This is a genomic window from Pseudomonas sp. HY7a-MNA-CIBAN-0227 (assembly GCF_040310325.1).
GTDB lineage: Bacteria > Pseudomonadota > Gammaproteobacteria > Pseudomonadales > Pseudomonadaceae > Aquipseudomonas.
Genome location: NZ_JBEOPT010000013.1, coordinates 103,857 through 128,020, shown reverse-complemented (window position 1 = coordinate 128,020; position 24,164 = coordinate 103,857). Strand labels below are relative to the sequence as shown.

Here is a 24,164-nt window from a genome sequence, read left to right as displayed (position 1 = left end):
ACTTACACCCTTGGCATTAGTCACTAAGTAACAGTCGAGCCCGTGTATATAAATTGTTAATACCAAGTTGAGCGTTGCGTGAAAGAGCCTCAGAGTTTGTTATAGCCTTAACGGACGAAAGTATCGCCACCTCTAGAAGTGACGAACTTTCGAAAACAATAAAGGCTGTACCAGGTGCAAGGAACTCAATCATGAAAACTCAAATCGTATTATGGAAAGCAAGTACCGCGCTGGCCCTGATTCTGGCAATGAGCCTCGCAGGCTGCAGCAGCGGTGGTGGCGGTCATAAAAGCAGCGTAGCGGCGTCCTCCCCGGACGCTGGTGCGGGCACTGGTGGCGGAACCGGCGGTGGCACGGGCGACGGTACTGGTGGCGGAACCGGCGGTGGCACGGGCGGCGGTACTGGTGGCGGAACCGGCGGTGGCACGGGTGGCGGTACTGGTGGCGGAACGGGCGGCGGTACTGGTGGCGGAACCGGCGGTGGCACGGGTGGCGGGACTGGCTCTACCACCAGCCCGCTGACCACCGGTCAGATTGCAGCCAACCTGGGCGACACCCTTAGCGGCGTCGGCACTGCCATCGGCGGCATCGGCACAACCGTTGGTGGCGTACCGGTAGTGGGCGTAACGGCAGGCGGGCTGGTCATTGGCGCTGGCAACGCAGTCACCAGCATCGGCGATGGCGTGAGCGATGGTCTGGGTACCCTGGGCACTAACAGCAACGCCCTCGGCATAACCGTGGCCGGTGTGGCCAACGGCGTCGGCGACCTGGGCACCGGCCTTTCGGCCACCGGCAAATCCCTGACCACCAACACACAACTGGGGCAAATCCCAATCGTCGGCACAGTCGTCGGCGCAGCAGGTAACCTCGTCGATGGCGTCGGCCAGAAAGTCACCATGCTCGGTGACACCTTGAGCACCGCCAGCACCACCGGCCCACTGGGTTCGGTGACCAACACCCTCGGCAGCAAAGTGCTGGTGCCTGTGGTGTCTTTGGTCGAAGGCGTGACTGGCAAAGTCGGCAGCACCACTGGCCTGGGAAGTCCGGTCAATGGCTTGCTGGATAAAGTAGGCTCCACGGTCACTGGCCTGGGCGGCAAAGTCGCCAGCACCGGCGGTACCGGCAACCCTGTGACAGGCGCACTGGGTGGCCTGCTGACGGGTGTCGGAACCGTGGCCAATACCTCGGGCGGTTATGTCGCTCCAGCACCGGGCACCGGTGGTGGCGCAGCAGGATCGGGCCTGCTGGAAACCGTCGGCGGCATCGTAGCCGGTGCCGGCACAGGTCTGAATGCCGGCAATACCAATGGTACGGTCAGCGCAGCCGGTGTGACCGGTGGCGCCTTGGGCAACACCGTCGCCTCCCTCGGCACGCTCACCGGCGGTAATGGTGTCGCCAATACCGCAGCGGGCGCCCCGGTCGCCGCATTGACCGCCAACGTCGGCGCAGCGCTGAACCCTGTGACATCGGGGATCACCAGCCTGACCCAAAACGTCGGCACAGCCACCGGCATCGGCGCACCCGTCAACGGCCTGGTGACACAAGTAGGCGCAGCGGTCGGCGGCCTCGGCGCGAACATCACCGCCGCGAATGCCAACCCCATCACCAATACCCTTGGCCAGACAGTCACCGCAGCAGGAGGTCTGGTGTCCTCGGTCGGCGGTTTGGTTACCGGCGGCACCAGTGGTGGTGGTCTGCTCGGTGGCTTGAATGTGGGCGCCAGCACTTCCGATACAACCAGCGGGAGCGTGGGAGTAGGAGGCCTGCTCAACGGCCTGACCGGCAAAAAATAGAATTGCACCTGGCCGAATAGACGGCCTCCCCTACAGCGCCTACGCTTGGTTGAGACGAGAGATTCAGATGAGTCTCTCGTCTTTTTATATCTAGCCTCCAGCCGCCCTCAGAGTCCGGCGAAGCCAAGCGAAACACCGCTGCAGTTTTGACCACGGAGTGTCCTATGCGCGTTTTGACTCCCCTGCTTTTGCTGTCCATCAGTGTTTGTATCCAGGCCGAAACCCTGCCCAGTTTTCTCAACAGCAACGACACCATCCGCAACCTGCCCGTACCCAACCTGCCTGCTGACGCCTATCGCCCGGTCACGCCACAAACGCAATTGCCCGACACGCCGAGCGCCCAGGCCCAACCGCTGTTGATGGACACCAAAGTCACCATCCGCAAACTGCAAATCGAAGGTGGGACGATCTACCCGCTCGCAGAAGTGGCCAAGGTGTTCGAGCCGCTGATTGGCCAGGAAACCAACCTCGCCCAACTGATCGAAGCCACCCGCAGCATCACCCGCCGCTATCAACAGGACGGCTATCTGTTGTCCTACGCCTTCCTGCCCGAACAACGCTTCGACCAGGGTCTGGTACGCGTGGTGTTGGTGGAGGGCTATATCCGCGATTACCAGGTACAAGGCGATATCGGCGCGGTCTCAGCCTATGTCGATAAACTGGCGGAAAAACTCAAGGCCGAACGCCCGCTCACTCGCAAGACGTTTGAGCGCTACACCACCCTGATGGGCCGCATTCCCGGCGTCACCTTGCAGGCGCAAGTGCCGCCACCCGGCACCACAGACGGCGGCGCACACATGCAGATCCAGGCCAGCCGCAAACCCTTCACCAGCAGCATGAGCATGACCGACGACAGCCGTGGCGGTTTGCAGGCTCTAATCGCCGGCACCAGCAATTCCCAGACATCAATGGGCGAGCAACTGAGCCTCAGCGGCCTGTTCCCGCCCGGCAGCGACAAAGAACATTACTACCGACTGGACTACAGGCAGTTTCTCAATGCCGAAGGCACACAACTTAGCCTGTATGGCGCCCACTATCGCAGCGACCCGAGCACCCATATCCAACTGGACGGCGGCCTGGAACTCAAGCCGCATCGGGAAAACGACCGCTTCTCCATTGGGCTGAACCACCCGCTGATCGCCTCTCCTGCCGAGTCCCTGACCGTCGGCTCGCGCTTGTATGGCGTGAACGACAAGACTCGCTACCAACTGGTGGGTTTCCCCCAGCGCTTTGACGTGGAAACCGACATGCGTGCCCTGGCCTTCGAAGGTGACTGGAGCAAGGCCGACAACCGCCAACTACGCATCCTCAGCGCCGGGCTCTACCAGGGCATCGACGGCCTGGGCGCCAAGACCCGCAGTGACCTGGAAGGGATAAAAGCCGACCTGGATTTCTTCCGCCTGCGCCTGTCCGGCGTGCAGAGCGACAAGTTCGCAGGCAACTGGCAAGGCGTGCTTTCAGCGGCGCTGTACTGGAGTAACGACACCCTGCCCGACAGCGAACGCGCCGTGTTCGGCGGGCAGAATTTCGGCCGTGGCTACCCCGATGACCAAGGCTCGGGCGACAAGGGTTGGGGCGTGGCCTATGAGGTCAACTACAGCTTCAACCGCAGCGGAAACTGGGTAAAAGTCCTGCAGCCTTATGCGGTGCTCGATCGCGCCAAAGCCTGGTTCAACGACCTGCCGGTCAAGGGCAGCGACATGTCATCCGCCGCCGTGGGGCTGCGCTTTGGTGATGCCAAGTACTACAACATCGCCCTGGAAGCGGCCAAGCCAATGTCGGACATGGCCCTGGACAGCTTCAATCGGCGGCCGCGGTACACGTTGAGTTTCAGTTATCAGCTGTAAGATCTGGCGACTACCCTGTGGCGAGCGGGCTTGCCCGCGTTGGGCTGCGCAGCAGCCCCATGTTAGGCGCTCCATTTCCTTAACTTACCGGCATTGGGCTTGCCCCCTCGCCACGGAAACAGACTCTCTACTACCGAGTATTCCTACTAAGCATGTAGAAGTTTCCAGCTTCAAGGATTGACCAATTTCACCCTCGGCAACGGGAACAGGTTGTTCAAGGTATCCAGCAAACGCACCAGGTAGATGGGCTTGCGGAACAGGTCCAGGACCTGCAGGCGCAGCAGGTCGCTGACGTCATCCATATCGGCATGACCGGACATGACAATCACGGGCAGGTGTTGGCGGGAGGTGTGTTCGCGCAGGCGCTTGATCAAGGAAATTCCGCTTTCCTCAGGCATGCGCAGGTCGGTGATGACCAGGGCTATATCGGGGTGCAGGGTCAGTTCTTGCAAGGCGAAGGTGACAGTGGTGGCCCTAAAGCAAACAAAACCCTCGTTCTCCAGCGACTCCGCCAGTTCCACAAGTGCGTCCTCTTCGTCATCCACCAGAAGGATTTGTTGGCGTGGGGACGAAGAGGGGATCATGGGTAATACCTGAAAGTTAATTGATTGCCAAGAAGGATCCGTATTCGCTTGAGTTTGATGGCGTCAAGTAGTAATCCCGTTTTGCACTCTTAGGAGTAAGGCACTGATTTTATCGCCTATCCCGGTTCCAAACCCAATAATGACCACAGCAACTAGCGAGACAATAATCACGTACTCAATCGCAGACGCCCCGTCCTTGCGTCGAAAAAACAACTGGGTCTGAATATAAACCTTCAACATCAGGTCAAGGAACATATGACTTCTCCTTTGAGCGATTTTGCGCGGGTATCGCTGGGCTGCACGATGATTGCTGTATGCCACTAGAGCATTGTCAACAAACCCCGCCCCCACAACTGTAAGAACTGATTAATTACAAAGTATTAGTCGTAAGTTTGGCGCCATAAAACCGTGCTTTAACAGCCCACTTACAGCATTCGGATAAATTTTCCGGAGAGTAATGGCATTTTGTCCTAGCTGGACTACCTTCCAATAGCGAAATAGTTAGATGTTCATAGCTACCTAGTTGCGAAATTAACTCGTTGGGATAGACGAGCACGTAGTGCAACAGGAAAGGGAGAGCCGTCATGAACAGCCGTGTAAGCATGATAGTGGCCGGGTTACTTTTGGTTGGAGCCTTGTTTGCAGGCTATTGGGGATTGGTCCTGAGCCGTGCACCAGTACCGGTTATGGAGCCAGTTCCACAATCTGCCACTGTGGAAAAAACCGTCGCCGCCGTCGAAGACCAGACCCGCCAAACGGTGGTCGTCCTGGCCCATGATGTTCCCCCTTTTGTCACCCTCACCGCCGCTGACCTGACCCTGGAAAAACTGCGCACGGCACCCGCCGGCAGCTTCACCAGCCTTGACCAGGCTATCGGTCGTACCCCATGGCGAGCGCTGTCCGCCGGCACCTGGCTGGACGACACCAGCTTCACGTCCGGCGGCCCGCTGGCGCGGATGATTCGCCCAGACGAACGCGCACTGGCCCTCGCCGTTGACGAGGTTGTCGGCGCCGGTGGCCAACTGAGCCCCGGAGACTATGTCGATGTGCTGCTGTTCCTGCGCCAGGACGCCGGCAACGAGGAACAGTCGGCACAAATCATCATTCCCGCCATGCGCGTGCTCGGCATCGGCGATCAACTAGGCTTGGCCAACGACGGCAAGCCCGCCGTCCCGCCGCCCGCCACCGCCGAAGAAAAAGCCCAGCAGGCACAACGCCGGGCAGCAGCACGCACCGTGATACTGGCTGTACCGGAGCAATTGCTGAGCCGACTGATGCTGGCAACCAGCACCGGCACCTTGCGCCTGGCAGTACGCAGCGCCGACGAACAACTGCTGAGCCAGTACTGGGCCGGTGAAAACGATGCCCCGGCCAAACTGCAAAGCGCCAACCGCGAACTGTACCAATTCACTCAACTGGCCCTGGGGGGTGCTCCGAAAAAGATAAGCCAAGGCGGATACGCAGGTGCGCCTCATCGCTCCGGCATCGAGGTGATACGCGGTAATCAATCGACCCAACAAACCCCCTGATTGAGCAAGGACGTCTTGCATGAGCCATCGCTACGCACCAGTGTTCACTCAAATGGCCTGGGCCCTGATGCTGTCGAGCCTGCCTGTCGGCCTGGCTTTCGCAGCCTCGGACAACTGCACCAACCTGGGCCAATTGCCTGCTGCCATCTCGGTGGGCGAAGGCTTGCAACAAGAGCTGCAATCCCCGGTGGCCATTACCCGCCTGGCCATTGGCGACCCGAAAGTTGCCGATGTTCACCTCAACGGTGATCGGGGCTTCCTGCTAACGGGCATCACCTCCGGCACCACCAGCCTGATGGTCTGGACCCGCTGCTCCACAGCTCCCAGGCAGAGCATGGTGTTCGTCAAGGGCAAGGCCACTTCAGCATTGACCAGCCTGGCGCTGTCGCCCTCCGATGACCCCACGCTGCCCAGCCAGGTACAGACCGATATCCGCTTTGTCGAGGTCAGCCGTACCAAGCTCAAGGAGGCCAGTACTTCGATCTTGGGCGGCACCCGCAACTTTCTGTTCGGCAGTCCCGGCACCAGCGCGGCCGGATTACTGCCACTGGACAACGGCAGCTTCAATATCGGCTTTGGTAGTGGACGGTTTTCGGCGCTGATCAACGCCCTCGAACGCAGCGGATTTGCCTACACCCTGGCACGTCCCAGCCTGGTGGCCATGAGCGGGCAGAGCGCAACGTTCCTGGCGGGCGGCGAGGTCCCGGTCCCGGTCCCCAGCAGTGGCAGCGACAGCATCTCCATCGAATACAAGGAGTTCGGGATTCGCCTGACCCTCACTCCGACCGTCATCGACCGCAACCGCATCACCCTCAAGGTGGCGCCGGAAGTCAGCGAGCTGGACTACAGCAATGCCGTGCAGATCGAAGGCATCCAGGTGCCGGCCCTGACTGTGCGCCGTACCGACACCAGCGTGTCACTGGCCGATGGCGAAAGCTTCGTGATCAGCGGCCTGATCAGCACTAACAATCGCTCGACCATCAGCAAGTTTCCAGGCCTTGGGGACATCCCGATCCTCGGCGCGTTTTTCCGCGACTCCAACATCAGCCGCGAGGAAAAAGAGCTGCTGATGATTGTTACCCCGCACCTGGTCCAGCCCTTGGCCGCCAACGCGCAATTGCCGTCCTTACCCGGTGAGAAGCTGCGCAACTATGACCCGAACTGGTACCGCCTGTACTTCCTGGAAAACGGTAATTTCGACAAGCGCACGGGGCTCTCCCAATGAGCAATAGCTTGAGCCAGACCTTCCTGGCAATCACCCGTAACACCACCGACCTGGAATGGCTCCAGGGCGCTCTGGCGCCACTTGGCCAGGTGGTCAGCGCCGGTGGTGGCAGCCTGGACGAATTGCTCGCGCTGGTGGACGTAACCTTCGCCAACCTGGTGTTCGTGGGCCTGGACCGCGAACACGTAGTGGCCCAGAGCGCGCTGATCGAAGGTGCCCTGGAAGCCAAGCCGATGCTGGCCATCGTTGCCCTCGGTGACGGCATGGACAATCAGTTGGTGCTAAACGCCATGCGTGCCGGTGCCAGGGATTTTGTCGCCTATGGTTCACGCTCCAGCGAAGTGGCCGGGCTGGTACGGCGCCTGGGCAAGCGCTTGCCGCCGGTGACGCCGAATGCTCACCTGGGCGGCCTCACGGTGCTTTATGGCACCCAAGGCAACGCCGACGGTGCGCTGCTGGCCAGTCACTTGGCGTTGGTGGTGCAAAAGAGCGGGCAACAAACGCTACTGCTGGACCTGGGCCTGCCCCGTGGCGACAGCCTGGCGCTGCTGGGGCTGGAAAGTTCGTTCAACTTTGGCGATGCCCTGCGTCACTTGCGGCGCCTGGACACCACGCTGATCAATAGTGCGTTCACTTCGGCCGAAGCCGGTTTACGAATCCTCGCCTATGCCGCCAGCGACGAGCCTTTGGAGCTGACCAGCGCCGCCGAGTTGTACATGTTGCTCAGCGCGTTGCGCCAACACTTCCAACACATCGTGGTGAACCTCACCGGGCAACCGGACAGCGAAGCCCTTCGCACCTTTGTCAGCCACTGCGACAAGCTCTTGTGGTGCACCGACCAGAGCGTACTGGACTGCCGACGCAACCTGGCGGTACTGAACCTGTGGCGGGAAAAAGGCATGAGGCTCGAACACGCACGGCTACTGATCGACCGCTACCTCAAAGGCGCCGCACCGGACGTCGGGGCGCTGGAAAAAAGCTTTGGCCTGGAAGTCATCGCAGTGCTGCCATTGAGTCCCGAAGTACGCCTGAATGCAAAAAACCAGGGCCAAACCCTGTTCACCCTGGCGCCCAGGGAAAGCCTGACCCAAGGCCTGCGGACCCTGGGCGAGCGTCTGGCGAAACGCTCCGAGAGCCTGGAAAAACCCTCCACCCGCTGGTTTGAGCGGCTGCGGAGGTCAAGCAAATGAGCGGCGAAAAACTCTTCGGCGCCCCCGCCCGTGGTACCGGCGGCAATACTGATCACGACGGCCTGAAACTGGTGCTGCATCGCTACATCATCGATGCCATTGAGGAGACCGGGGAAAACCTGCTGGAAGGCACTCGCCAATCCCTGGCGCAATTTGTCATCGACAAGGTCGCCGAGTACATCACCCGCATGCACCTGGCGATTTCCCGTTATGAAATGGAGCGCCTGGCCGAAGAAATCGTCGACGAGCTGACCGGTTTCGGCCCGTTGGAAGTGCTGCTGCGCGACCCATCGGTCACCGAGATTCTGGTCAACGGCCCGCACAAGGTGTTCATCGAACGGGACGGCCTGCTGCACCAAAGCGACCTGCGTTTTATCGATGCCCACCACGTGGAGCGAGTCATGCAACGCATCCTTGCGCCGCTGGGCCGGCGCCTGGACGAATCGTCACCGATGGTCGATGCCCGACTGCCCGATGGCAGCCGGGTCAACGCCATCATTCCACCGATTGCCCTGGATGGCCCGTGCCTGTCGATTCGAAAGTTTCGCAAGGACATGCTCAAGAGCAGCGACCTGGTGGCAATGCAGAGTATCGACCAGGGAATCTTCGAGTTTTTCCAGGAGGCGGTGGGCAAGCGCTGCAACATCCTGATCAGCGGCGGCACCGGCACCGGCAAGACCACGATGCTGAATATTCTCAGCCAACTGATCAATCCTCATGAGCGCCTGGTCACCATCGAAGACGTGGCCGAGTTGCAACTGGGCCATCCCCACGTGGTGCGCCTGGAAACCCGTCCGCCCAATGCCGAGGGCCATGGTGAGGTCAAGGCCAGCGACCTGATCCGTAACGCCCTGCGGATGCGCCCGGACCGCATCATCCTTGGTGAGATTCGCGGTGTGGAAGTGCTCGACGTGATGACGGCAATGAACACCGGCCACGACGGTTCTATGAGCACCGTGCACGCCAACAATGCCCAGGACGCCCTGCTGCGCCTGGAAACCCTGGTGGGCCTGACCGGGCGGGTGGTGGCTGAAAAAACCCTGCGGCAAATGATCTGCGCCGCACTGGATGTGGTGATCCAGCTGACCCGCTTGCCCGATGGCCGTCGCTGCGTCAGTGAAGTCGTGGAAATAGTGGGCGTGCGCGACGACGTCTACGTCACCAACACGCTGTTCCGGCTTGACCGGCGTACCGGCTTCGGTTTCCTGCGCGAGGCGGTCAACCCTGCCGGTGACAAACTGCGCCGTGAGTCGGCACTGCCTTTATAGGAGCGCAATCATGACCGGCCCCATTCTGATGTTCATGTGCGTGATCCTGATCGGCCTGTCGATAGGGCTGTTTCAGAACGGCCTGCGTCGTGCAAAAACTGACCGAGTACTGGAGAGACTCGCGCAAGGGCAACCGCTGCTGACAGGAGAGCATGGTCACTGGACAGGCCTTGAACGCATGTTCCTGCGCGCAGGCCTGGGCAAACCCACTGACAGCCTGGGGCTGTGGCTGACGTCCTGGGCCCTGGGCATGCTGATGGGTTTTATTGCCGCCAGTTGGCTCGGTTTGCTGATGATGATTGTCGTACCGCCGCTGTGCCTGCACCTGTACATTGCCTGGCGCTATCAGCGACGCCTGCACCGGATGATTGAGCAACTCCCGCAGTTGCTGGACCACACCGTGCGCAGCCTAAAATCCGGCCGCACCCTGGCGGACGCCGTGCTGGGCGGCATCGAAGCTGCCGAGGACCCGCTCAAACAAGCCATGAGCCGCATTCAGCGCAATGTGCAAATGGGTGTCAGCCTTCCGGAATCCGCCCATGACTTCGCCGAATTCTATGAACAGGACGAATTCCGTCTGTTCGCCCTCGGCCTGAAGGTCAACCTTCGATATGGCGGTAATGCCAGTGAGCTGCTGGAAAACCTGATCAAGATGATCCGCGAACGGGAACAGGGTGCCCGCCAACTGAAAGCCATGACCGGTGAAACCCGTATGACGGCCTATGTACTGGCGGGTCTGCCGATTGCCATGGTGGGTTATTTCATAACGGTCAACCCGGGGTACTTGATGACCATGTGGAACGATGGCACGGGGCGCTACCTGCTGTTCATCGCCCTCGCCATGGAGCTGGCGGGCAGCCTGGTCATGTGGCGCATGTTGCGGAGTATTTGAGATGGCCCTACTGATCAGTGCCTTGCTGTTTCTCGCCGCGCTTGTGCTGGTTCTCGGCAACCTGATGGAACAGCGTCGACGCCAGCGCCTGGTTACCCAGCGTCTGCAAGGGCAAATGGCCCGTGAAGACAAGCTCGGCACGTTCATGCGCCAATTGGGTAGCAGCTCGATTGCCCAACGCTCGGTCAGCCTGGACAACGAAACGCAAATACTGCTCAACCGGGTAGGCTGGAGAAAAGCCAGCCAACGCTCAATGTTTGCCGCCTTTCAGATCGGGACGCCCATGGTACTGCTGGGTATTACCGCAATGGGGCAGCAGTTGTTCTTCCGTGAGGTCGAGTTCCCGTGGATCATGCCCTTGCTGGCCCTGGGGCTAGGCTATCTGTTGCCCAAGCGTATTCTGGCCGCTGCCGCAAAATACCGGCAGCAACGCATCGCCCGCGAAATATCGACGTTCATTCCGCTGCTGCGGATCCTGTTCGAGTCTGGCATGGCGGTGGAGCAATCACTGCGCGTCTTGAGTACTGAAGCGCAACGCTTGTTGCCCGCCCTGACCCATGAACTGCGCCTGGTCCTGTCGCGGGTCGATTCCGGCCTGGAGCTGGGTGAAGAATTGGGCAAGACCGCCAAGGCGCTGGCAGTGGATGAGTTCACTGACACCTGCGTCATCCTCCAGCAACTGATCCAACAGGGCGGCGGCGCGATGAAGTCGTTGCTGGCGCTCAAGCAACTGCTCGATGACCGCCGCCTGACCCGCTTGCAGGAATACATCTCGAAGATGTCGGCCAAAATGTCGGTGGTGATGATGGTCTTCCTGTTTCCTGCCTTGCTGATCGTCCTCGGGGGCCCAGCGTTTATCGCCATCGCCCGAGCCCTGAATAACTTTTGAGGAGCGTTTGATGAAAGCATTGATTGCCGCACTGGGCTTGCTAATGCTCGGTGGTTGCGCCAGTAACGGCCAGCCGCCCTGGGCAGCCCTGATGTCGCCAGGCAACTGCGCCAAACCCGGCTCCGAACAGGAACTGTCGCTGAACCTGGCCGACGACATGGCCAACGAGGGCAAGCTGCACGCCAACCTGGCCAACCTGCAAAACTTGCCCGACACCCTGCCCCAGGTACGCCAGCGCAAAGCCAAGGTTTACCGTTTATTGGGCCGCAGTGAAGCCGAACCGCTGTACCGCAGCCTGCTGGGCACCTGCATGGCCGCCGACGGTGAGCACGGCCTCGGGCAATTGGCCGCAGCCAAGGGTGATAACGGCCAGGCTATGGCCCACATGCAACGTGCGGCGCGATTGGCACCCACCGACGAAAAAATCCGAAATGACCTGGGCGTGGTGTACCTCAACCAACTGCGCATGGAGGACGCCCGCTTCGAATTCCTCACGGCCATGGAGTTAAAGCAGAGTGATCAACTCGCCGCCGTCAATCTGGTGACCTTGCTCATCTACCAGGACAACTGGGGGCAAGCGGCGCAGTTGGTCAGCCAGATGAACCTGAGCCCGGAGCAAGTCACCGAGGCCCAGGCCAGGGCCGAGAGACTCAAGGGGGCAAGCGTAACAGCGGCCAAGGATCAGGTAGCGGCGGTCAGCGATGCGCCGCCGCCAACAATCAAGTAAGTGGCTCAAGGAGTTGACGATGAAATTCCATTACCTCGCCCTGCTGGCCCTGCCCCTGATGGCACAGGCCATTGAGTCCGGGCCGTCCTCCCCACAGCAGGAAGAAACCGAAAACTGGATAACGTTGCAACGCAGCGGGCAACTCGCATCATCGGTACCGCAGAAAGCCACCGCTGCCGAACGCGAGCAGGCCTTGCAGCGCTGGCTGGACAGTAACAAGCATGCGATACCGGAGTTTTTTGACCAGAAAAGCGGAGGGAGTTCGCCTGGAGGTAAGTGAAGAGCGCGACCGGCACAACAATGAGAACCCAATGTGGCTTACCTATGCCCATCGCAGGCAAGCACACACTGGGGCGCGTTTATTACTTCAGTGTGCGGTCACCCGCTGGCGCATCGCCGAGTTGTTGGGCGAGAGCGCCAGGGCCAACTGCGTGCGGTTGTGCATATGGGTCAGGCGCAACACCTGGGACACATAGAGCTTGACCGTGTTCTCTGTGATGCCCAACTCACAGGCGATCTGGTAGTTGGTCTGGCCCTTGCCCACCAGCCGGGCGACGTCCAGTTGGCGCGGTGACAACGGGTTGAAGATCGCCGGTATTTCCAACTGTTCGGCAGACACTTCGCCCTCGCTCTGCGACGTGGGGCTGCGACGGACCTTGTCCAGGTCCTGGTACAGATCATTAATGGACTCGGAAAGCGTTTGCAGCTTCTGATTCAGATGGCCCAGGTGCACACTCTTTTGCCGCTCTTGCAGCGCGGCCTCCTGGCGCTGCAGCCCTTCGAGCAGTTCATCAAGGTTGATCGGCTTCTGATAGTAATCAGCGATCCCGGCGCGCAGGGCCTTGATCACGTCCTGCTTGTCAGCGCGACCGGTCAACATGATGGCTTCGAATGCCCGCTGCTTGCCAGCCACCCGCTGCAGGGCCTGGACCAGCTCAATGCCATCCATCTCCGGCATATGCAGGTCACACAGCACCAGGCCAATCTCTGCGTCTTCGGTGAAGCGCTGCAACGCCTGCTGGCTAGACAGGCAAGGGACGCAGCGATAACCGCTGCTTTCAAGAAATTCACAAAGCTCTTCCACGATCAGGGGTTGATCGTCGACCACGAGCACTTTTACCGCAGAGGTAAGCTTGTTCACGCGCTACTCCATGCCTGGCAAGCCAAAGATGACCTATCCGTTCCGAGGATCTTTCCTACACACCTACCTCAATAAATCTAGACGTACTTTCCGACTATGTACATAGCGATACCCGGAGGCGATGGCTAATGAAGACACAACCAGGTGAAGGAAAACCCCACCAGCAGAAACGGCGCAAAAGGCAGTTTTTTTGACGGTTCAGGTACCAGGTATCCAAGTCGCTCTCTAAGTCCTTGACTCATATGCGGCCATAGCCTGGGCGCAAGTATCAGCCACAGGACATTCGCCACGCCTGCGCCGATCAGCGACCACAGCAAATAGGTCGAATTCGACCCCAGGCCCAGGGCCGCCAGCAACTTCACATCGCCTGCCCCCAGACGCCCCAACGCATAACCCGGTAACGTCAATAAAAGCGCCAGGGCAAATGCCCACAAGCCTTGAGTACCAGGCGCACCCAGCCACGTCGTGCCACTCCACAATAAATAGACCAGCGCCAATAGCGCCGCGCCCAGAGTCAGCCGATTGGCGATCTGACGCCGACGAATATCCTGCACCGCACACACCACCAACCAGAGGAACACCACGATGCTTTGGATCACGTAAAAAACATCCCTTTTTGCTGAATGATTCTATGCTGATATCAGGTAGTAGCAGTCAGGGTAGACGCAGTGATGAAAACAGGCCTCCCTAGAAAGCAAAAAGGCGCGGTGGCGATCGAGTTCGCCCTGGTCTTTGTGGTTTTTTTTGCCGTGTTCTACGCAATGATCAGCTACAGCCTGCCGTTGCTGCTGATGCAGTCGTTCAACCAGGCCACGGCTGAGGCGGTCCGTCGCAGTGTGGCAATAGACCCGAGCTCACCTGGCTACACCGCAAGCGTCGGGCCGGCGGCAGCAGAGTTCGCGCGCAAGCAGTTGGATTGGATTCCCTCCGCCTTTCAATTTCTGCCCGGACACGTCACCGGGACATTCACTGGTGGCGTGCTCAAGGTCGAGATCAACTACCCCTCGACCAATCTCAAGGGCGTGCTGCCGTTTATCGTCCTCCCGGGTATTGGTGACTTGCCCAAACTGCCCACCATGCTCCATGCCCAATCGAGCCTGCAATTTTGACCTCGGGGGACAAGCTCTTCGGGCGCTTGCTCGGCCGCAGCAGCCCCCTGCCCCTCGACACGCCCACTCGCCAACCCACCACGGGCTTGCAAGTGCAATTGGACCATCAAGGCCACGTGCTGCACATCAACGGCACCTTGCGCCAACAACTTGCCCAACACCTGACGAGCGACCCCCAGCCGCTGCTGCGTGATCTGCTGTGTACCAGCAGCGAACTGAGTGTCGAAGGAACCCCGGCCGACTGGCAGCACCACAGCCTGGACCTGGACTTCCACGGTGCCGCCGGGCAAACCCTGCAGACCAGAGGCTGGATCGAGCCGGACGGCGATGGCTGGGTCCTGCGACTGCTGGATATCGGCGACTTGCTGGCCGGGCGGCAGCTGGCGCAACACCGCGAGCAAAACCATCAACTGGCCTGCAAGATGAGCGAGCAATTGCGGGTCTGCAGCCTGGCGCGACTGCCGCAAGTATTCAACGAACACCTGCGCAGCCTGGCCCAGCGCTGGAAAATCCCCTGTGTGGCCCTCGCCTTGCTGGATGAACAGGATCAGGGCTGGCTGGTCTACAGCCAATACGTGGCTCATGACGCCCCGGCGCTATGGCAAACCGGGCAACGCCTGGGCACCAGCCTGGACAGCGTCAACGGTAATACGCCACTGAGCCTCGCGGTCGGTCAGGGCCGCAGTGAACACCCGCGTCTGCACAGTGTATTTGGCAACGCCGACGGTTTCCTGGTGCCGTATCGCGATGGCCAAGGCGTTGCGGCGTGGTTGTTGTGCGGGTTTTACAGCAGCCAGGCAGATATCAGTGACCGTGACTGGCTGAACCTCACCGCCGCCCTCGCCGCCCCCCTGCTCAGCCGCCTGCGCGAGCAACGTCACCATCAGCAACTGGAACGCCTGGAAGCCTTGCAAGGCCTGCTCGGTACCGGTTGGTGGGAGCTGCCGCCGGCAAGCCAGGAGATCCAGCTCGCGCCACAGCTCATGCGCAGCCTGAGCCTTGAGGACGGTCCCACGCGACTAGACCTGGCCAACTGGCTGGACCTGATCCATCCGGCCGACCGCCAGGAATTGAACAGCCGCCTGCAGGACTTGCAGCAGTTGAGCAAACCCTTGTTGACCAGCGTGCGCCTGCACCGTACCGACGCCGAACTTAACCCCATCTGGTACCGCGTCCAGGGCCAGGTGCTGGGCGTTGGCGACAACCGGCGCTGGATCGGCTTCATGCTCGACATCAGCGATATCAAGAACCAGCAACTGCAAGCCGCCGCCGCCCACGCCCGACTGGACAACCTGATCGCCAGTTCACCGGCGGTGATCTACGTCCAGCGCTACGCCAGCGGCGCCTTGCACCCAGCGTTTTTCAGCGACAGCCTGTTGCCGCTTTTGGGCTGGACCCTGGCCGAATGCACCCACGACACGCTGGCTTCGTTAATCCACCCCGAAGACCGCGACCTCTACTTTGAACGCACCCGCCACCTGCTGCGTGAAGGCAACGTGCGCAGCCGCTATCGGGTACGAGACAAACAAGGCGATTACCACTGGCTGCTGGACGAAGCCAAGCTGCTGCGCGACGACCTCGGCCTGCCGGTGGAGGCCGTCGGCCTGTGGCTGGATATTACCGAGGCGACCCTGGCCGCAGAGCGGGTTAAGCAGAGCGAGGAGCGCTACCGGATTCTGGTGGAGGACTCGCCGGCGATGATCTGCCGCTACCGTCCAGACCTGACCCTGACCTTCGGCAACACGCCGCTGGCCAACTACATGGAGTGTTCGCCAGCACAACTGCCGGGGCTGAATCTGAGCCAGTGGCTATCAGAAGAGCAACGCATCGCGTTTATCCAGCGCATCGCTCAATTGACCCCGGAGTTTCCCGTCAGCACTGCCGAGATCAGCCTGCAACTGCCCGGACGCGAACATGCCTGGTGGGTCTGGTCCGACCGTGGCGTGTTCGACGAACAGGGCCAGTTGCAAGAAATCCAGGCCGTGGGGCGCGACAACACCGAAGTGCGCCGCTCACAACAACAACTGACCCAAAGCGCAAAAATGGCCACCCTTGGCGAGATGGCCACCGGCCTTGCCCATGAGATTAACCAGCCGCTGAACGTCATGCGCATGGCCATCGTCAACATACTCAAACGCCTGGGCAACGGCGATGCGCAGATCGATTACCTGACGGAAAAACTCCAGCGCATCGACTCCCAGGTCCAGCGAGCAGCCAGGGTGGTGGACCATATGCGGGTGTTCGGGCGCCGCTCGGAAATCGAGCAGCAACCCTTCGACCCGGCCCAAGCGGTGGACGGCACGCTGTCCCTGCTCAGCGAAGGCCTGCGCGGCAAAGGCCTGGACCTGCGTGTCACCCCGGTCGATTTCACGGTGCAGGTCAAAGGCTACGTCGACCAGCTGGAACAGGTGCTGATCAACCTGATGGTCAATGCCCGCGACGCCCTGCTGAGCAAGCACGAGCAGGACCGCGACTTCAAACCCTGGATCTCGTTGCACTGCGAACACGACAGCCGCCATGTGCGGATTTGGGTGGAAGACAACGGCGGCGGGATTGACCCACGGTTGCTCGAACGGATTTTCGAGCCGTTTTTTACCACCAAGCCGATTGGCGTGGGCACCGGATTGGGGTTGTCAGTGAGCTACGGAATTGTGGAAAACATGGGCGGACAGCTGAGCGTTGCCAACAGTGAGCATGGGGCGAGGTTTTGTGTGGAGTTACCGGTGGTGGAGGGTTAGATCACCAGGTAAGCCTGTCCCATATGGCAACTTAGGTTGGCGCCAATTTCGGCATTTCCCAGGCTGATACCCAGAGCGCTCAGCAGGGTATTGACGAGTGGATCCAGTAGCGGTGCCAGAAGGCCCTGAATCGCTTCCACAAGGATATTGGTAACCGTCGTGAGTAATCCCGCGACTGACGCAAGCGCGCCACTTGATACGGTGCCTGTAGGAGGTGCATAAGTCACTTGAAGGCCGCTCAACGTCGCGCCAAGGCTATTGATGATGTTGACACTGGAAATGCTTTTATAGGTCGGTAGCAAATTCATTTCAGCTACCGGTGAGTAGAACAAACTTTCAGTTCGCTGCCCCACGGTGGATTGCGCTTTCAATAGAAAACCACCACCCACATTTGGTGTGCGTTTAGCACTGCACACCACTATCGCCACACAATGCCTCGTACCAATATCGATCAGCCGTATCGGCTGGACGTCTACCGGCACTAACGAGGAGAAAGCTTTAGTAGGATCAATATTACCGATGGCCAGCGTGGCAAGAGAACTGCTGGCTAGGACCGTTAAAGACTTTGTCGCTGGATTCGCACAACTGAAATCAGTGACATGGCTTTCTCCGCTGGCAGCTTCTATGTAGATGTCCAGTTTGGAGGCGATATCGACATCGGTATATTCACAGGAAATCAGACATAGAACAGCATTCAGCACCCCTGCCAGATTCAGGTGCAACAGACTGTTTACCACTCCGGTCACCGGCGTGGTCAAGCCGACAACCGCCGACGCGATCGAAGAAACGCCCTTTAGTACGGGAATTTCGAGAGATATCAAGGTCCTGACTTGTGCAGTACGCACGAAAATCTGATTAGTCCCCGTCAGCAGGCCTGCCTTTGCCAAGGCTGGGTTTCCGATAGCCGAAAGCTGCGGCGGCTCGATGACTTTCGTTGTTATCGAAGCATTGCCCACCAATGGAATATTCAATTGGAACGCGGCACTCACAGCACTCTTGCTACTCGAGAGCTGGGCCACACCCTGAATCAATTCGAACAACTTCACGTTGGTGTTCAGGGCAGCGGCCGGTGTTCCGGTCGCGACCTTCAATAAGTCCCCAACTTTCAACAGTTGTGTATTCGGGGCAATTGCCTCAATCGAAACTGCATTGTTAATGATGGCCGCTGCCACCGTACCGTTTACTTGCAAGACCTTGACCGCAGCATTGATCAATTGAGTCGGGGATACGGCGGCGTTCAACAACGCCTGATAGTCCCCTGCTGTTACATGTAATTGAATGGCCAACTGATCCAGATAACTGAGCAGATTGACATCGGTATTGGCCAACCCCTCCCAGCCGACAGCAGTGAGAGCAAGGCTACCCCCAAGTAAACCGCCGATTGTCTTATTCAAAATCTCTGACTTGGCGGAGTTGATCGTACCCAACGTGCTTCGAATAGTCAGTTGCGCTACGGGTGGCGCCAGTGCCCCCACCGCCGTCGCCGACAACGTCGTAGTGGTTTGAGGCGTACCGCTGAAGAGGTTCCACACGCCATTGGCGATGCTGTTGGTCACCGTGTGCGACGCCACCACACGAATTGCATCGTTTTTACTGGCGTCGGCGTTAAAGACGCGGATATTGCTGGCGTTGGTCACCAAGGTGCCACACGTCACGGCAAGCCCGCGGCTGTTGTCGTTGGCAATTACGGTGAAGCCATTGCGCGTGGCGTTTTGCTTGGCGTAATCGGTGGCCGTGGTACTGGGCGCGCATTGTCCGCCGCGACCGGCTGCTTCCAGGGCGGCGGTATCGGCAATCGACTGCAACTTGCGCTTTTCCAGGTACAAGCGTCCGCTATCGACCACAAGCAACGTGCACACCAAGGCCAACGCCATTACGCAAACGGCGATCAGGCCAATCGCACCACGTTGCCCGGAATAACCGGCCAGGCGGCCAGAACGAAGTCGGGGAGACATCGAGCACTCCTTTGCCGGCGAACTGCCGAGCGCTTACTCTCCTGTGTTGAACAGCAGTGTAGACAAGGGTTGGGGAGTACGCTGGCATGTCGCCACTTTTACCGACTCCTGGAGTGGTGTGAACTGAAATTTGCGGTATTTTCAGGACCGCTTCAGGTAATCAACGCGGTGGATAGTTGGAAAGAACCTTGGCCACCGTCGCCCGAACAGCCGCACTACGGTCCTGTGGATTAGGCGTGCTGCTCATCATTTGCTCATCGCTGCCGCGCCACACCAGCTTGCCGTCCTTGCCGTCCAGCAGGTCGATCTGAATGGTCGCAACCTTGTAGGTGATGTTGCGGGTTTCGTTGTACATCGGCGCGCCCCAGTATCCGTTCCACGGCCCGCCCCAGGCGCCACCGTAGTTGGTGGTGACTTGTTGCTGGCGATCCTCGACGATCAGGTAAGTCTGCACGTTCAGGTCAGCCTTGGTGCCCGCTGCGGCAGGACGCAAGCCACGCTGTTCCAGTTGCTCGCCTACTGCCTGGCGGATGCGCTGTTCGGTGAGGTCGCTCTTGATCCGCGGATCATCGGGACGGTACTGCAACGCGGGGTCTTTCCAGCTCCAACTGCGGTAGGCACCAAAATCGCGGCTGGCATCAAAGTCGTGGTTGACCTGATTCGTCTGGCAGCCGCCCAGCAGCACGGCAAAAGCAAGCAAAGCGATACGACGCAACATGATTGTTCTCCAAGAGGCTATTTGAGGGCTATCTGAGGCGCTATCTGAGCCTGAGATGAGAATAGTTGTTAACTTGGAGGATACGCCGTCATTGCCTTTTGCACAGCCTGGCGCAAGGCATCACCGCGTTCACTCAGACTTCCCTGGCTGCTGGTTTCAGCGCTGGCGCTCCAGACTGGCTGGCCGCTGCGGGCATCAAACAAATTGACCCGCACCACCACGACCTGCACTTCATAGGTGCGCACCATCGGCACCGAGTTGTACATGCCGTAACCGTTGCCATAGCGGTTGTAGCCGCCGTAGCCATAACCATAGTCGTCCTGGACCTGACGCAGGCGTTTTTCCTGGTGCACATCAGCGCTGACCAACAGGTCGGGCACGCGGTTGTCATGCATCGGGCGCAAGCCGCGTTGATCCAGGGCGCCACTGACCGCTTCGGCAATCTGCGCCGAGTCGGCCCAAGCCGAGCCCGCCGGCAACTGGCCGTTGCGCCAGGCCCAGTTGCGGTAGGCGCCATAGTCGCGCACTGGCGCCGGGTAGGCGCTGGCATCAAAGGTATTGGCTGCCTGGGCAGGCGCCGCAGGAATGGGGTTGGAGGCAGCTACATAAGGGTTGTTGCTCTGGCAGGCGCCAAGCCCCAGGCAGAGCAGGATAAATCCGACACGGCGCTTCATTTCAACCTCCGCAGACTGGGCCGCTTAAACCGGACGGCAGATCCAGTGCAAATAACGCCCAAGTCCGGCAAAGCTTGGGTGTCGACGGTGAGCGAGCTCCATCTCGACTAAATCCTGCAAATTAACGCGGGCCTGGAATTCCACCGGCATATAGTCGTGGAACACCCGCACGCCACTCTGACTTTCGACCTGCCACAGGCCATCTAGTTGCGCCGCCAACTCCCGTGGATCAAGGGGTTGCTGCGGCGTCAGGCTCTGCTTTTCGCCGGCCATGTCGTTCTTGCGCATTTTGCGGAAGTGGCCTTTGAGCAGGTTGCGGTAAATCAGCGCGTCGCGGTTGTAGAAGGCCAGAGACAACCAGCCACCGGGCGCCGTCAGTTGGTGCAGCACCGGCAGGATCCCATGGGGCTCGGCCAGCCACTCCAGCACGGCGTGGCACAACACCAGGTCATAAGGTTCGGTGAGTTGGCCCAGCAGGTCCTGCCAGGGCGCCTGGATAAAGGTGGCCCTCTGACCGGCTTCGGCAAAGCGCTGGCGGGCGCCGTCGAGCATCGGCGCGGCGGGCTCGGCCAGGGTCACCTGATGACCGCGCTCGGCCAGCCACAGCGACATATGACCAAGGCCCGCGCCGATATCCAGCACCCGCAGCGGGCGGTCCGGCAGGGTTTCTATCAAGTCGGCCTGCAACACCGCCAGGCGAATAGCACCCTTGGCGCCACCGTAGATTTTTTCGGCAAAACGGGTGGCAAGCTGGTCGAAATGGCGATCACTCATGGGCAAACCGCCGCTCGCTGTCCGCCAGCTTGGCGCGTACCACTTGATCCATGTCCAGCCCCAGCTCACTGCACAGCAGCAGTAGATACAGCACGATGTCACCGACTTCCTGGCCGGCATGGGCGAGTTTGTCTGCGGGTAGCTGGCGCGATTGGTCTTCGCTCAGCCACTGGAAAATCTCCACCAGTTCGGACATTTCCACGCTGGCGGCCATGGCCAGGTTTTTCGGACTGTGGAATGGCTTCCAGTCGTTGTTATCGCGGATGCGGTGCAGGCGTTCGGTGAGGTGTTCGAGGTTCATGGGGGGCTCCTGAAGGTGTATAGCTTCGGGCGGATGATCGGGGAAGGCAAGCACCTGTGGGTTAGTCAACGACGCTGAATTCGACTCGGGCCGTCTGCCCCGCTTCATCGAGCACGCTGAGTTGGTAGCGGCCCAGTCGTTCGAAGCTGGCGTTGATGCTGTCCTGGTTGGCGCTGTCTCCCAGCGGTGCGCCGTTGAGAAACCACCAGCGCCGGCCGCTGCCGCCCAGGGCGGAGATTTTCAGGCTTAGGCGTTGCAGGCTGGCGGCCGGAAGACGCAGTTGATCGCCCTCGCGTACGCCAACGATGGACAACGGCGACGACGCCGCCAGCGCGGGTGGCGGGCAATCGGGATCATCTGCGGGAATGCGCGCGTCCCGTCGCTCGACCCTGGGCAGCCACGGCTCCAGCGGTGCCGGCCACAGCGCAACGTCCCGAGATACCGCCCCGGGACAATTAGCGGCTACCCGCAGGCCCCTGGCATTGACCCAGATTGTCTCCATCAACCCGACACCCAACGGCTGATCCAATGCCTGCAAGGTCGGCGGCGTGGTCTTGTCCAGCGTCCAGGCGAAGCGTTGGCGGCGGCAGTTAGGATCGCTACGGCTCATCGGTTGACCCAACGGCCAGCAGATCGCCGCGACGCCGACGTTCATCGGCACCGGTTTAACGGGCGCACTGATGCCACGCTGGCTGTCGCGGTTGGTCAATACATCATGCACTTGCAGCATCAAGGGCGCCGCCGAGGCCAGGCCGAACTGGCCCGGCACCGGCGTGCCGTCCGGGCGGCCGATCCACACACCGATCAAGTAACGCGGCCCGACACCAATAGCCCAGGCATCGCGAAAGCCATAACTGGTGCCGGTTTTCCAGGCCAGCACCGGCCGCTGCACCAGCTCGGCCCGAGGGTCACGGTCCGGTCGCGCCTGGCCGCTGAGGATGCGCCGCACAATCCAGGCGGACCCTGGCGACAGTAATGGCCGCTCTCTTAGCGCATCGTCCGGCTGCAAACGAATGTTGGCGCTCTTGCCGTCGCGGGCGAAGGCGCTGTAGCCGCTGACCAGATCTTCCAGACGGCTGCCGGCGCCGCCAAGGATCAGCGCCAGATTTGGTTCGGCCAGGGCCGGCAGCGCCAGGGGCATGCCGCCGATGCGCATTTGCGCGGCAAAGCGCTTCGGTCCATAGGCTTCCAGCAATTGCACCGCCGGCAGGTTCAAGGAGCTGGACAACGCTGTACTGGCCGGTACCGCACCGCTGAATCCCATGGAAAAGTTGCCCGGCCGGTAATCACCGTAACGCCGTGGCACGTCCTGCAACAAGGACTCGGAATGAATCAACCCGGCGTCCAGCGCCATGCCATAAAGGAAGGGTTTGAGCGTCGACCCCGGCGAGCGCATGGCGCTGATCATGTCGACATGGCCAAAGCGCCGGGCGTCGTTGATGTCCACTGAGCCGAGATAGGCGCGCACCGCCATGGTTTCCTCTTCCACCACCAGAATCGCCGCCGAGGTGTGCTCTGGCAGGCGCGCACGCCAGCCCAGCAGCAGGTCTTCGAGGCGACGCTGCAGGGTGGCATCCAGGGTGGTGCGAATCAGCGGTGGGCTGTCGGGACGGTTTAGCCGGCGGGCCAGCAACGGCGCGAGGCTCGGCTCCAGGCGTGGCGCCAGCAACAACGGTTCTTCAAGAGCTTCGTCGACGGCAGATTGCGGCCACACCTGAAACTCAGCCAGCCGGCGTAACACCTTGTCCCGCGCTTGCTGGGCACGCAACGGATGACGATCCGGGCGTAAACGGCTCGGTGCCTGGGGCAACACCGCGAGCAAGGCGGCTTCAGCGTGGGTCAGTTGCTGCGGCGACTTGCCCAGATAAGCCCAACTGGCAGCAGCCACACCCTGCAAGGTGCCGCCGAAGGGCGCGCGATTGAGGTAGAGGTTGAGGATCTGCTCCTTGGACAGGTGCCATTCCAGCTGGGCCGTGCGCCACAGTTGCCGCAGCTTGCCGTGCAAAGTCCGCGAGTGGGGATCGAGCAAGCGCGCCACTTGCATCGACAAGGTGCTGCCGCCGGACACCACCCGCGCACCGGTGAGGTTCTGCCAGGTGGCGCGTACCAACGCGAGCGGGTTAACGCCGGGATGCTGATAAAACCAGCGGTCTTCGTAGGTCAGCAGGGCGTCAAGGTAGTACGGCGAGACTTCGCCGTTTTCCACCGGGTAGCGCCACACGCCGTTGGCATCGGCAAAGCGCCACAGCGGCGTACCGTCTTCAGCCAGCACCACGCGGGCCAGGTCGTCCTTGGGCAGCGGCAACGGCCAGAGACGGTCGGCGAGCCATAACAAGGCAACCACCAGCACCACACTGCCCAGCGTCCAACGCGCAACTAATCGCAAACTCAAACCTGCAAACCTCTATGCTTCAAGGGAACTAGCCCGTGGAATTAACGACCAAAGGCTCAGGTCCGGCAGATACGCCCACCTTTTTATCAGGACGCACACATGCAGGTAGAAAGCTTTTTCGAATGGCTGGGCCAGGCGCTCGGTTCCGTCATCCGGTTTATCGTCGATGGGCTCAGTGGGTTGTTCAATGCGTTGACTCATGCCGGCGGCAACTTTATCGAAGGCCTGTCCCGCACCCTGGGCATGGACACCTCGATCATCAGCATCATCACCCTGATCATCGGCCTGATGCTGTTGTACTCGGCGGTTCGCGCCTTTATGCGGGCCTCGATCATCATGGGCATTATCTGGCTGATGCTTGGGTTGTGGCTGTTGAGTTGGGTGGTTCACTAACGACCCAACCTCCTGTGGAGCGAGC

23 protein-coding genes are annotated in these 24,164 nt (G+C 60.4%); 13 read left to right on the top strand and 10 right to left on the bottom strand.

The features are described from left to right. Positions 1–191: 191 nt before the first annotated feature. Both AAEZ06_RS20690 and AAEZ06_RS20685 read left to right on the top strand, forming a co-directional pair. Positions 192–1,793: a collagen-like triple helix repeat-containing protein gene (locus AAEZ06_RS20690; RefSeq protein ID WP_350615955.1), complete on the top strand. Its 1,602-nt coding sequence runs from the start codon at positions 192–194 to the stop codon at positions 1,791–1,793. Positions 1,794–1,957: 164 nt separating this feature from the next. Beyond that, positions 1,958–3,640, top strand: coding sequence for a ShlB/FhaC/HecB family hemolysin secretion/activation protein (locus AAEZ06_RS20685; protein ID WP_149414812.1), 1,683 nt, complete (start codon positions 1,958–1,960; stop codon positions 3,638–3,640). A 170-nt stretch (positions 3,641–3,810) separates the two neighbouring features. Here the strand turns inward: AAEZ06_RS20685 and AAEZ06_RS20680 are convergent, their stop codons facing one another. Both AAEZ06_RS20680 and AAEZ06_RS20675 read right to left on the bottom strand, forming a co-directional pair. Continuing rightward, positions 3,811–4,224, bottom strand: coding sequence for a response regulator (locus AAEZ06_RS20680; protein WP_350615953.1), 414 nt, complete (start codon positions 4,222–4,224; stop codon positions 3,811–3,813). Positions 4,225–4,287: 63 nt separating this feature from the next. Beyond that, positions 4,288–4,479: a Flp family type IVb pilin gene (locus tag AAEZ06_RS20675; RefSeq protein WP_350615951.1), complete on the bottom strand. Its 192-nt coding sequence runs from the start codon at positions 4,477–4,479 to the stop codon at positions 4,288–4,290. Between the two features lie 329 nt (positions 4,480–4,808). Between AAEZ06_RS20675 and cpaB the strand changes: the two genes are divergently transcribed. From cpaB to AAEZ06_RS20635, 8 genes are read left to right on the top strand one after another with little or no spacing between them, the layout of a single operon-like run. Beyond that, positions 4,809–5,753: a Flp pilus assembly protein CpaB gene (gene cpaB / locus AAEZ06_RS20670; RefSeq protein ID WP_149414809.1), complete on the top strand. Its 945-nt coding sequence runs from the start codon at positions 4,809–4,811 to the stop codon at positions 5,751–5,753. Between the two features lie 19 nt (positions 5,754–5,772). After that, a complete protein-coding gene (locus AAEZ06_RS20665) occupies positions 5,773–6,978 on the top strand; it encodes a type II and III secretion system protein family protein (protein WP_149414808.1) in 1,206 nt (401 codons plus the stop codon). Next, positions 6,975–8,168: a CpaE/TadZ family protein gene (locus AAEZ06_RS20660; RefSeq protein ID WP_350615948.1), complete on the top strand. Its 1,194-nt coding sequence runs from the start codon at positions 6,975–6,977 to the stop codon at positions 8,166–8,168. Before AAEZ06_RS20665 ends, AAEZ06_RS20660 begins: the two co-directional genes overlap by 4 nt. After that, positions 8,165–9,436 (top strand): TadA family conjugal transfer-associated ATPase, encoded by a 1,272-nt coding sequence (locus AAEZ06_RS20655; RefSeq protein ID WP_149414807.1) that lies wholly within the window; start codon positions 8,165–8,167, stop codon positions 9,434–9,436. The genes AAEZ06_RS20660 and AAEZ06_RS20655 overlap by 4 nt, the downstream gene beginning before the upstream one ends. Before the next feature lie 10 nt (positions 9,437–9,446). Beyond that, a complete protein-coding gene (locus tag AAEZ06_RS20650; RefSeq protein ID WP_149414806.1) occupies positions 9,447–10,328 on the top strand; it encodes a type II secretion system F family protein in 882 nt (293 codons plus the stop codon). A gap of 1 nt (position 10,329) precedes the next feature. Continuing rightward, positions 10,330–11,217, top strand: coding sequence for a type II secretion system F family protein (locus AAEZ06_RS20645; RefSeq protein ID WP_149414805.1), 888 nt, complete (start codon positions 10,330–10,332; stop codon positions 11,215–11,217). A gap of 10 nt (positions 11,218–11,227) precedes the next feature. Further along, positions 11,228–11,944 carry a hypothetical protein gene (locus AAEZ06_RS20640; RefSeq protein WP_350615945.1) on the top strand — a complete coding sequence of 239 codons (717 nt, stop codon included), beginning with the start codon at positions 11,228–11,230 and terminating at the stop codon, positions 11,942–11,944. A 19-nt stretch (positions 11,945–11,963) separates the two neighbouring features. Further along, positions 11,964–12,224, top strand: a complete 261-nt coding sequence (locus AAEZ06_RS20635) for a DUF3613 domain-containing protein (protein ID WP_149414803.1) — start codon at positions 11,964–11,966, stop codon at positions 12,222–12,224. Positions 12,225–12,311: 87 nt separating this feature from the next. Here AAEZ06_RS20635 and AAEZ06_RS20630 read toward each other — a convergent pair whose 3' ends face one another. Both AAEZ06_RS20630 and AAEZ06_RS20625 read right to left on the bottom strand, forming a co-directional pair. Continuing rightward, a complete protein-coding gene (locus tag AAEZ06_RS20630) occupies positions 12,312–13,085 on the bottom strand; it encodes a response regulator transcription factor (protein ID WP_149414802.1) in 774 nt (257 codons plus the stop codon). 125 nt (positions 13,086–13,210) lie between these two features. Continuing rightward, positions 13,211–13,681 (bottom strand): prepilin peptidase, encoded by a 471-nt coding sequence (locus AAEZ06_RS20625; protein ID WP_178114549.1) that lies wholly within the window; start codon positions 13,679–13,681, stop codon positions 13,211–13,213. Between the two features lie 75 nt (positions 13,682–13,756). On the opposite strand from AAEZ06_RS20625, the gene AAEZ06_RS20620 reads away from it, so the two are divergent. Both AAEZ06_RS20620 and AAEZ06_RS20615 read left to right on the top strand, forming a co-directional pair. Further along, positions 13,757–14,194 (top strand): TadE/TadG family type IV pilus assembly protein, encoded by a 438-nt coding sequence (locus tag AAEZ06_RS20620; protein ID WP_149414800.1) that lies wholly within the window; start codon positions 13,757–13,759, stop codon positions 14,192–14,194. Then, entirely contained in the window at positions 14,191–16,932 is a 2,742-nt protein-coding gene (locus AAEZ06_RS20615) for a PAS domain-containing sensor histidine kinase (RefSeq protein ID WP_350615942.1), read from the top strand. The genes AAEZ06_RS20620 and AAEZ06_RS20615 overlap by 4 nt, the downstream gene beginning before the upstream one ends. Here AAEZ06_RS20615 and AAEZ06_RS20610 read toward each other — a convergent pair. From AAEZ06_RS20610 to pbpC, 6 genes are all read right to left on the bottom strand, one after another. Continuing rightward, positions 16,929–18,887 (bottom strand): pilus assembly protein TadG-related protein, encoded by a 1,959-nt coding sequence (locus AAEZ06_RS20610; protein WP_149411066.1) that lies wholly within the window; start codon positions 18,885–18,887, stop codon positions 16,929–16,931. The two genes, AAEZ06_RS20615 and AAEZ06_RS20610, sit on opposite strands and share 4 nt — an antisense overlap. A 160-nt stretch (positions 18,888–19,047) precedes the next feature. Then, positions 19,048–19,605 carry a DUF4136 domain-containing protein gene (locus tag AAEZ06_RS20605; protein WP_149411067.1) on the bottom strand — a complete coding sequence of 186 codons (558 nt, stop codon included), beginning with the start codon at positions 19,603–19,605 and terminating at the stop codon, positions 19,048–19,050. A 68-nt stretch (positions 19,606–19,673) separates the two neighbouring features. Then, complete coding sequence (locus tag AAEZ06_RS20600) at positions 19,674–20,279, bottom strand: DUF4136 domain-containing protein (protein WP_149411068.1); 606 nt, start codon at positions 20,277–20,279, stop codon at positions 19,674–19,676. A gap of 24 nt (positions 20,280–20,303) precedes the next feature. Next, positions 20,304–21,053 (bottom strand): methyltransferase, encoded by a 750-nt coding sequence (locus AAEZ06_RS20595; RefSeq protein ID WP_149411069.1) that lies wholly within the window; start codon positions 21,051–21,053, stop codon positions 20,304–20,306. Continuing rightward, the gene (locus AAEZ06_RS20590; RefSeq protein WP_149411070.1) at positions 21,046–21,354 is read right to left on the bottom strand and encodes a MazG-like family protein; all 309 of its coding nucleotides are present in this window, start codon (positions 21,352–21,354) and stop codon (positions 21,046–21,048) included. Before AAEZ06_RS20590 ends, AAEZ06_RS20595 begins: the two co-directional genes overlap by 8 nt. 61 nt (positions 21,355–21,415) lie before the next feature. After that, positions 21,416–23,746 carry a peptidoglycan glycosyltransferase PbpC gene (gene pbpC / locus AAEZ06_RS20585; protein WP_350615937.1) on the bottom strand — a complete coding sequence of 777 codons (2,331 nt, stop codon included), beginning with the start codon at positions 23,744–23,746 and terminating at the stop codon, positions 21,416–21,418. Between the two features lie 99 nt (positions 23,747–23,845). Here pbpC and AAEZ06_RS20580 point away from each other — a divergent pair, with 99 nt between their 5' ends. Beyond that, positions 23,846–24,139 carry a hypothetical protein gene (locus AAEZ06_RS20580; protein WP_133101518.1) on the top strand — a complete coding sequence of 98 codons (294 nt, stop codon included), beginning with the start codon at positions 23,846–23,848 and terminating at the stop codon, positions 24,137–24,139. The last annotated feature ends 25 nt before the right edge of the window (positions 24,140–24,164 follow it).